General features: G+C 63.7%; 9 protein-coding genes. 7 read left to right on the top strand and 2 right to left on the bottom strand.

Features of this window, described 5'->3' with window-relative positions; all coding sequences use genetic code 11:
* On the top strand, nucleotides 1-597 hold a 597-nt coding region (locus JWP83_RS25680), incomplete at its 5' end, for an MMPL family transporter (RefSeq protein WP_297736843.1).
* Nucleotides 598-1,701: 1,104 nt separating this feature from the next.
* On the opposite strand, the gene JWP83_RS25675 is transcribed toward JWP83_RS25680, so the two are convergent.
* Complete coding sequence (locus JWP83_RS25675; RefSeq protein WP_297736841.1) at nucleotides 1,702-2,241, bottom strand: tat pathway signal sequence; 540 nt, start codon at nucleotides 2,239-2,241, stop codon at nucleotides 1,702-1,704.
* A gap of 492 nt (nucleotides 2,242-2,733) precedes the next feature.
* The gene (locus tag JWP83_RS25670) at nucleotides 2,734-3,753 is read right to left on the bottom strand and encodes an alcohol dehydrogenase catalytic domain-containing protein (protein WP_297736838.1); all 1,020 of its coding nucleotides are present in this window, start codon (nucleotides 3,751-3,753) and stop codon (nucleotides 2,734-2,736) included.
* Nucleotides 3,754-4,137: 384 nt separating this feature from the next.
* Here JWP83_RS25670 and JWP83_RS25665 point away from each other — a divergent pair, with 384 nt between their 5' ends.
* The 6 genes from JWP83_RS25665 to JWP83_RS25640 all read left to right on the top strand — a co-directional run.
* Entirely contained in the window at nucleotides 4,138-4,596 is a 459-nt protein-coding gene (locus JWP83_RS25665) for an Rrf2 family transcriptional regulator (protein ID WP_297736835.1), read from the top strand.
* Between the two features lie 209 nt (nucleotides 4,597-4,805).
* Nucleotides 4,806-5,714, top strand: coding sequence for an alpha/beta hydrolase (locus JWP83_RS25660; RefSeq protein WP_297736832.1), 909 nt, complete (start codon nucleotides 4,806-4,808; stop codon nucleotides 5,712-5,714).
* A 48-nt stretch (nucleotides 5,715-5,762) separates the two neighbouring features.
* The gene (locus tag JWP83_RS25655; RefSeq protein ID WP_297736829.1) at nucleotides 5,763-6,509 is read left to right on the top strand and encodes an SDR family oxidoreductase; all 747 of its coding nucleotides are present in this window, start codon (nucleotides 5,763-5,765) and stop codon (nucleotides 6,507-6,509) included.
* A 302-nt stretch (nucleotides 6,510-6,811) separates the two neighbouring features.
* Nucleotides 6,812-7,666, top strand: a complete 855-nt coding sequence (locus JWP83_RS25650; protein WP_297736827.1) for an alpha/beta hydrolase — start codon at nucleotides 6,812-6,814, stop codon at nucleotides 7,664-7,666.
* Nucleotides 7,667-7,745: 79 nt separating this feature from the next.
* Nucleotides 7,746-8,567 carry an enoyl-CoA hydratase/isomerase family protein gene (locus JWP83_RS25645; protein ID WP_297736825.1) on the top strand — a complete coding sequence of 274 codons (822 nt, stop codon included), beginning with the start codon at nucleotides 7,746-7,748 and terminating at the stop codon, nucleotides 8,565-8,567.
* A 3-nt stretch (nucleotides 8,568-8,570) separates the two neighbouring features.
* Nucleotides 8,571-8,862: CoA transferase (locus JWP83_RS25640; RefSeq protein ID WP_297736823.1), on the top strand; the 292-nt coding region annotated here is incomplete at its 3' end.

Here is an 8,862-nt window from a genome sequence, read left to right as displayed (position 1 = left end):
TTCCAGTTCGTGCTGCATCAGGCGATCTATTGGAACGTGCAGGCGACGGCATTCATCGTGCTGGTCGCGGTCGGGGCGGACTACAACCTGCTGTTGATCACCCGAATTCGTGAAGAGTCAGGGTCGGGGATTCGCACTGGCATCATTCGTGCCGTCCGTTCAACGGGTGGTGTCATCACCTCGGCCGGCATCATCTTCGCCGCCTCGATGTTCGGCCTGTTGTTCGGCAGCCTCTCGACCATGGTGCAGACCGGGTTCATCATCGGCGCGGGCCTGCTCATCGACACGTTCGTGGTGCGCACCATTACGGTGCCGGCCCTGGCGGCAATGATCGGACGGGCGAACTGGTGGCCCTCCAAGCCCACTGTCGCCAAGGTGGCGTCGTTCGATATCCCCTCGGATGTTCGCAAAGCCCCCAGCACAAGCTGTTTGGTGGGGGAAGCCGCGATTGAGACGGCTGAGGGGCAATCGTTGGGCGAAGCGCATACCACCCATGTGTTTTCTGGCAGCGCCCTATCGACGTCGGCCCCCACACCAGGTGCCGCGCTCATCAACAAGCCAATGTCTCTTATCGCCGCAGAGCCAGATGGAGCCTGAGCGCATTGCCGAGGTCGGCGAGCTCAGTGTGTGGAGACCCAGCCAATGCGACCCAACAGGCATTGTGTCGCAATCGATCCTGGCTGCGCGGTCGGCCCGGACGGGCCCGCGTCTGATCCACGGCGATCTGCCACCTTCGTGATCAAATACCGAACTTGATGTGCACAATTATGGATCACACCCCGCGGCAAGTGGCGTGTCGGTGCCGGTCGGTCGCACGGAGCCGCCGGCGCTGATCCAACAGTACGGAAAAGGAAGGCGGCGCATAACGGACCGCGGCTTTCGACGCCACCAATGCTGCTGAGAGGCGGAGCCTGTCGAAGCCAGCTGGCCTGATGTCATCCCCGCGTGATGAGCTTGCGACTGCAATGTAGGTTCTCGCCGAACGTCTCATCGCTCTACGTGACTTACCTGATTTGCCGTAGCGATTTCGTAAGGCGGTCAACACCGTTGTCGCCGTCCACCTTTCAAGATGGGTCTAGTGATAGCCCCCGATTATCGGGCCTTTTTGCTTTGGCGCGAATCCGCAGATGTTAGCGCTCGTTGCGGAAACCGCTGTCACTTGCCCTGCGGCGGGCGTCTGCGGCGCAGGTTCAACTTGCGGTACAGGAAGTTGTCGAACCGCTTGATTTCCAACACAGTCCGGCCCATCAGACCTTGTTTTCCCCTCCGCGAACTTCACGCCGCTGCGAAACCGCAATCTTCGACGCGAGAGCTTCGACGCGGCTATTGCTGCACTGGGCCTAAAGACCACTCCGCACAACCTGCGCGACACCGCAGCGTCGCTTGCCATACAAGCGGGAGCTTCGGTGGTCGCCGTTGCACGCCCACGCTGCCACGAGTCGGCTGCGACGACGCTCAATCACCATGCAGGGCACCTCCCGACCGACCTTGATGATGTAGCGGTACGCCTCGATGCCGCCGCGCGAGAGGCCATCGGGGACTAGTGAACGCCACTTCGTGTCATCGCGTCATCGGCGCACCGACCAAGCACCGACCAGGAGCCGCACCGACTTGTGGAGCGGAATTACGAAAAGCGCCAATGAACTGCGGAGACAAGGGTGCCCCCGGCAGTGCGGCTCCACAGGACGAGGCAAATGACAATCAGACTTGACGCCAGGTAGGCGTTGTAGGATCGACCAACTGGACGTCCACAGGGCCGAGGCCGAAGATCGCGACCACGGCGGGATCGGTCTGGCCGTGCGGGACCCCGTCGTAATGGGGAGTACGAGCGGTGCGCTTGACGTATCCGCCGGGTCCGACCGGAACCGCGTCCTGCGGCAGGAAATCGTTTCCACTGTTGACCCACCAGGTGCCAAACACCACAACGCAAATACGATCGGTTGCATACGAATGCGGTGCGCTGAACCAACCAGGGTTCCACTTCATCATCACAAGGTAAGGGCCCGGCTGGTTGAGATCCCCATAGAGCGTGGCCAATTCACCGCTGTGTGGCGGCAAATTACCCCACGCTTGGAAGGCAATATTTCCATACGGCAACACAAGGGTCTCGCTCGGATCCGGCGGAGCTAAGGGGTACGCGGGCGCTGCGCCGGCGCGCCCAGTCGCTCCACAACCAGCCATCACCGTCATCAGCAATGATCCAGCCAGCATCGAGCGCCGGTTCACCTCCGCCTGATCCATATCGTGCCCTTCTGGAATCGCCGCCTGCCCAATGCGCCGCCGCGCTTATTTTCGCAGGCTGGAGGCCGACCCGACCAGTGGATCGGCTAACGAATCATTTACTGCCGGATCAAACGCGCGTCTGCGCCCGCTGCCGTGAGGTCCGCGCCGCTGGGGCGGCCGTCGACGGCCGTGACAAGGTCCAGTTCTGAAACCATCGGCTCACTGTCGAATCTGTTCGGGATCGGACAACAGGTGTGTGTCCTCCATCGATCACCGCGCCGACGGGATGTTTGTTCGTCGCGCCAACCGATCCACAAAGTATTCAAAAGATGGTGCTTCGTCCGGCGGACGTTCTCGTTCACAACTTTCCACTTCCCAGTAGCCCGCCACACAAACGATGAATAAACGATGGATTGCGTTAGCTAGTCTGACTAGATACCAGCTCTGACCTGTGCCCCCGGCAACAAGGCGAATAGCTCGATGACGCCGCCGGCACCAGGGTGGCGCGGCTTATTGGGCCGCGACATCGAGTACCACGCGGAAGCGGGCATCGCCGGACATCATGCGTTCGTATGCCTTTGGCGCATCGTCGAAGTCAAACAGCTCGATCATTGGCGCAACGCCGCGCGCGGCGCTGAATGCCAGATTTGCCTCGTTCTCGATCGGGGTGCCGGTGAGGCTGCCGACGATGGATCGGCCGCCAAAAATGAGGTCGGACGTCGACACCTCGATCGGATCCAAGGCCGCACCGACGACGACGAGTTGTCCCCGTGGGGCCAACCCGCTGACAAGCGGCGACATTGAAGCTCCACTGGCCGCGGTGGCGATGATTGCGGCGGCACCGCCGATGTCTGTCAGCGCCGCTCCAGGATCGACGGCTGAGCTATCGATGTACTCGTCGGCACCGAGTTCGATTGCCAATGCGCCTTTTTCGGCGCCTCGAGCGATGGCCGCCACACGGTAACCCAGCTTGCTGGCGTATTGGATGCCGAGGTGGCCAAGCCCGCCGATGCCTTGGATGCCGACGAGGGCGCCCGGCTGCAGATTCACGTTGCGCAAGGCGTTGTAAGTCGTGATGCCGGCGCACAGCAACGGGGACGCCTGCACCGAACTCAGCACGTCGGGGACGCGCACCAGGCCGGTTGCGCGGGCGTATACAACCTCGGCGTACCCACCGTCCTCGGTGGTGCCCGGTTGTGGCTGGTTCGCACAATTGACGAAATCACCACGCCGGCACCACTGGCATTCGCCGCAATGACCACCCAGAAAGCCCAGGCCGACGCGATCGCCGACCTGCCAGGCGGTCACGCCTTCGCCCACCGCATCGATCACGCCAACAACCTCATGGCCCGGCACGATCGGCGCGCTGGGATCATCGCGCATGCCTTCGACGCCCAGGATGTCGCTGTGGCAGACCCCGCAACTGTGCGTCCGAAACCGCACATGCCCCGGCGTCGGCCGGACCACCTCACGCTCCACCAATTCGAACTCACGTTGGCCGGTCACCTGATAGGCGCGGTACGTCGACATCAGTGCCTCCCCTGGGGGTCTCGCGGTTTCATACCATGACAGTGCATGGCTCGATGCTCGTTCGCATCCGCCAGTGGACAGTCCCAATATCCGGCGCAGCCTGTGCGCCGCATTCACCAGTACCCAGGGGCGGTTACGGCGCATCGCTGAAGGCACCGTGACGGCCTGAGACGGCACAATTCAAATACGGTCGTGGCGGAACTGCTGACGAGGTTTGACCACGCCCAGCAGCCGTTGGTGTGCAGGAGATCCGACAGGAAATACGACCCCCGGCTTCACGAAGCTGCGTCCCTCGACAAGGTGCTGGCATGAATCTGTCGCCCGTTAGATGCAACAATAATGGTGACAACAGTTCTTCGGCTCTGGAGTGCAGCAGGTGACGTCATGAGCGCCAACAATCGCTTAACGCTGGCTGTCCATACCCTGGTGTGGGTCCTGTTGCACTCCCAGATGTCGGACAAGCTGGCGACGTCCGAGCAGATCGCGGAGAGTGTGAACACCAATCCTGTTGTGATCCGGCGCCTGCTGGGCCAGTTGAAGGCCGGGGGCTTGGTGGAGTCGCGGCGCGGCGTGGGGGCCGGATGGTATCTGATACAGGATCCGAAAAACATCACATTGCTCGACGTGTACGACGCCGTCGAGCCGAGCGCGCTGTTCGCCATGCATGCGGCCAAACCCAACCAGGAATGTGTTGTCGGCCGCGGAATCCAACCGGCCCTCTCCCGCGTGTACGACCGTGCCGACCGCGTGCTGCGCGAGGAACTGGCCGCCACCACCGTGGCCGACGTCCTCGACGGTGTGTTGCGACAGCGACGTCGTCAAGCGGCTAAACCCAAGCGTTAGCCACGGCGGCCAGCGATCGCCGCCGCCGATTCCCGCAGGGACACCGCCTGAGTGGGCGCTGAGTGCCGGCGCGCTGAGGGACGGCGAATCCCTGTCATCGCGCTACCAACCGGTCCTTTGATCTCGGCCACATAGTTGCACACGTTGTAACACTTTCTGTTACGATAACTGACATCGTTTGAGGCGTCATCGATGTAGGGCGAGTGGTTATGGAACGGATTACCGATGTCAGTGGCATCGAAATCACCTACGAGACATTGGGTCCCCCTTCGGGGCGCCCGCTGCTGCTGATCATGGGGTTGGGCGGCCAAATGATTTGGTGGGACGACGATTTCTGCAGGGAGCTAGTCGCAGCAGGTTTTTTCGTCATCCGCTTCGACAATCGTGACAGCGGTCGCTCGCAAGACATCGCCCGGCCTGCCAGGGCATTGCGGACCGCATTGAGGCTGACGCGACCCACATACACGCTCGCCGAGATGGCGGCAGACGCCGTAGGCATCCTCGATGCCGTGGGCGTCGAGGATGCCCATGTGGTGGGTCTATCGATGGGCTCGATGATCGCCCAGACCATGGCCATACGGTATCCGGCACGAGTGCTCTCCCTCGTATCGATGATGGGCACCACGGGCAGGCTCAGCGCGGGGCTGCCCCAGAAACTGTTGTTGGTGCCCGCGCTGTTTCAGCGCGTCTCGGCAGAACGTAGTACGTATGTCGATCGAACGGTCGCCATGTTGCGTGCACTGGCTTCGCCACACGTCCCTTTCGATGAAATGTCGGCCCGCAGCGTGATCGAACGCAGCGCCGATCGCGGAATCAACCCACAGGGAACCCGTCGCCAACTCACCGCGATCCTGACCCAGCCCAACCGGACAAAAGCGTTGCGGCAGCTGGCGATCCCGACGCTGGCGATTCACGGAACTGCAGACCCACTGATGGGGATCTCGGCCGGACGCGCCACCGCGGCGGCGATTCCCGGAGCTCGAATGCTCGAAATCGACGGCATGGGCCACGATCTACCGCGCTTCGCTTGGCCGCAGATCATCGAAAACATCGCTGCCGTCGCCAACCGCGGCGAACGAGAACGCCCAGTGTCGACCCAACGCGACGCAAACGACTGAAGTTCTATGGCCTTTCGTCGGTCATCGTCACAACAACGAGGAGTAACAATGAGCAACCGGCTGCGCGACAAGACCGCCGTCGTCACCGGCGGTGCCTCCGGGATCGGACTTGCCACCGCCAAGCGGTTCGCCGCCGAGGGCGCACGGGTATTCATCACCAGCCGGCGTCAAGAGGGGCTCGACGGCGCGCTCGACCAGATCGGCGCTGGCGCCGAAGGGGTGCTCGTCGACGCATCGAATCTCGCCGATCTCGACAACCTCTATGACGTCATCAACCAGCGCGTCGGCAGCCTTGATGTCGTGATGGCCAATGCGGCGGCGGCCGCCATGGAGCCGCTCGGTCAGATCTCCGAAGAGGAGGTCGACGCGGCACTTGACACCAATGTCAAGGGTACGATCTTTACGGTGCAGAAGGCCTTGCCGCTGCTGACCGACAACGCGTCCATCATTCTCACCGCCTCGACCACCACCACCAGGCCCGGCCCGGGACAAACCGTGTACGGGGCGACCAAGGCCGCGGTGCGCAACCTGGCCCGCACCTGGGCTCAGGAGCTGGGTGGGCGCGGCATCCGGGTCAATGCGCTGAGCCCCGGGCCGACCAAGACTCCGGGTCTGTTGCGGTTCATTCCGGGCAGCCCCGACGAGGTTCTTGCCGGTATGGCGTCTTCCGTGCCATTGGGCCGTACCGCTGATCCTGCCGAGATCGCGTCGGCAGCAGTATTTTTGGCCTCCGATGAAGCCAGCTACGTCAACGGGATCGAATTCTTCGTTGACGGTGGGCACGCACAGGTCTGATCGCGAGCGCTGCCTAACGGCTCGCGCTCATACTCGACTGGGCTACTTGCAGCGGCCGGTTGAGGGAGTTACGACAGTGCGGCGGGTGCCACCGCCGATCACGGCACCGGGTGCCGCAGCGCGATCACCTGCGCAAAGTGTTTGTGAGGTTCGACGTCACGTCGCGCAGCCAGCTGGACCGGGTCCTGCCCACCGCCTGACCACTCGGACTGTCCATCGGCGGATTCGAACGCGGCGACGCGCGACGGACACTGGGCGCACTCGCCGACGTTGCGCGACGACCAGCCGCTATGGAGATCTGCGTGAGCACTTGGTTCAACGGCATCGAGCCGCAGTTCCGGACCATCGATGGATTGGCCGTTCGCTTTGCCGAGAGCGAGAACCGAGACGACCACGCCCTGTTGCTCAGTCCGTGGCCGGAGAGCCTGTTCGCCTTCGAGCCGACGTGGGAGCGGCTGGCCGTGCACACACATCTGGTGGCGATCGACTTACCGGGGTTCGGCCACTCCCAGCGCCGCGATGGCCTGCTCTCGCCGCGGGCCATGGGCGAGTTCGTGATTCGCGTCGCCGACGCATTCGGGTTCGACAGCCCGCATGTGATCGGTCCCGACATCGGCACCAGCGCGGCCCTTTTCGCGGCGGCCTTGTATCCGGGTCGGTTACGCAGCCTGATCGTCGGCAGTGGCGGTGCGGCGTTTCCCCTCCAGCTGGGTGGGGTGCTGAAGGACTGGGTCGAAGCCCCCGATCTCGAGGCATACCGCCACGTTGACCCGCGCCAGATGGTTGCCGGTGCGTTAACCGACATCCATCGGTACGCGCTTCTCGACTTCGTTCGCGAGGACTACCTGTCCTCCTACGACGGCGACCGCTTCGTCGAGTCGATGCGCTACGTGCGCAGCTACCCGACCGACCTCGCGGCGCTGCGATTTCTGCTGCCGCAGATCAAGACGCCGGTGCAGATCATCGGCGGCGGCCGAGACCTGGTGGTGCCACCGGTCAACGCCGAGTTCCTCCATGAGCGCCTGCCCAATAGCAAGCTCAATATCGTCGACGCGGGTCATTTCACCTGGGAAGACGCCGCCGACGAGTACGCGGCGCTCGCCACCAGCTGGTGGGAAGGAGGCTACGCGACCACCGGATCAGCGCGAGCACTCTAGTCGGGGCAGGACGGTGGCTAAGCGCCGTGCCGCTCCCGGAATCCGTCGACCTTCCGACTCTGACAGACAGGAGAACCCGATGTCCGTTGAGGACGTAGACCTTCACACCGGCGTGCCGGGCCAGCCCAGTGCGCGTTTCGCGTGTCATCTTGACGGCCCGGTAGCGGTGGTCACCATGAATTACCGGCCCTACAACCTGATGAACCGCGAATTCACCGAGCAGCTGATCGACGCGCTGGGCTGGGTCGGTGGGTCCGGCGCCCGGGCAGCGATCCTGCGCAGCGGACTGCGGCATTTCTCGGCCGGTGCGGACCTGGACGACATGCTCGAGGCGGCCGGGGGCGGTGACGGCGCCTTGGGCTGGCCGATCCTGGAGATGCTGCGGGCCTTCGATGAGGTGCCTATCCCGATCGTGGCCGCGGTCCATGGCAACTGTCTGGGCGGCGGGCTGGAGATGGCGTTAGCCTGCGACCTGATCATCGCCGCGGAGTCCGACAAGATCGGCTCGGTGGAGGCCACCGTTGGGCTGCACCCGCTGGCGGGTGGCATCCAGCGGCTCACCCAGCGAGCCGGGGCGGCGCGGGCCAAAGAGATGGCCATGCTCGGGCGCCGCTACGACGCGCGCACCCTAGAACACTGGAACGTGATCAACCGGGTGGTCGCCGACGAACAGCTCGACCAGGCCGCGGCGACCCTGGCCCGGGAACTCGCCGCCGGCCCCACCATCGCCCATGCCGCGACCAAGGCCCTGGTCACCATCGCGATCAACGAGGGAGTCGGGGCCGCCGACATCGCCATGACCGAGCTGCAAAAGCCGATCTTCGCATCGGAGGACTTTCGCACCGGGGTCGCTTCGCTCAAGCAGAACGGCCCCGGCATGGCCAGCTTTCAGGGGCGCTGAAACATGGCTCCACTGACCGGAATCCGCGTTGTCGACTTCTCCCGGGTGCTGGCCGGGCCGCACTGCGCGCAAACCCTACTCGACCTGGGCGCCGAGGTGATCAAGATTGAACCCCCGTCGGGGGACATGGCCCGGCGGGCCTTCCCCCGTAGCGGCGAGATCTCCGGCTACTACGCCCAGCAGAACGCCGGCAAACGCAACCTCTCCATCGACCTCAATGTCGAGGGGGCACGCGAGATCGCGCTACGGCTGTGCACGAGGCCGACATCATCGTGGAGAACTTCCGCCCCGGCAC

Origin of the sequence: Mycobacterium sp., assembly GCF_025965855.1 — a bacterium.
Classification (GTDB): Bacteria; Actinomycetota; Actinomycetes; order Mycobacteriales; family Mycobacteriaceae; genus Mycobacterium.
This window is presented reverse-complemented; position numbering and strand designations above follow the sequence as displayed.

Bases quoted from the DNA above. Each gene is read 5' to 3' on its own strand.
- JWP83_RS25675 (WP_297736841.1), bottom strand. From the start codon at position 2,241: ATGGATCAGGCGGAGGTGAACCGGCGCTCGATGCTGGCTGGATCATTG.
- JWP83_RS25670 (WP_297736838.1), bottom strand. From the start codon at position 3,753: ATGTCGACGTACCGCGCCTATCAGGTGACCGGCCAACGTGAGTTCGAA.
- JWP83_RS25665 (WP_297736835.1), top strand. From the start codon at position 4,138: ATGAGCGCCAACAATCGCTTAACGCTGGCTGTCCATACCCTGGTGTGG.
- JWP83_RS25660 (WP_297736832.1), top strand. From the start codon at position 4,806: ATGGAACGGATTACCGATGTCAGTGGCATCGAAATCACCTACGAGACA.
- JWP83_RS25655 (WP_297736829.1), top strand. From the start codon at position 5,763: ATGAGCAACCGGCTGCGCGACAAGACCGCCGTCGTCACCGGCGGTGCC.
- JWP83_RS25645 (WP_297736825.1), top strand. From the start codon at position 7,746: ATGTCCGTTGAGGACGTAGACCTTCACACCGGCGTGCCGGGCCAGCCC.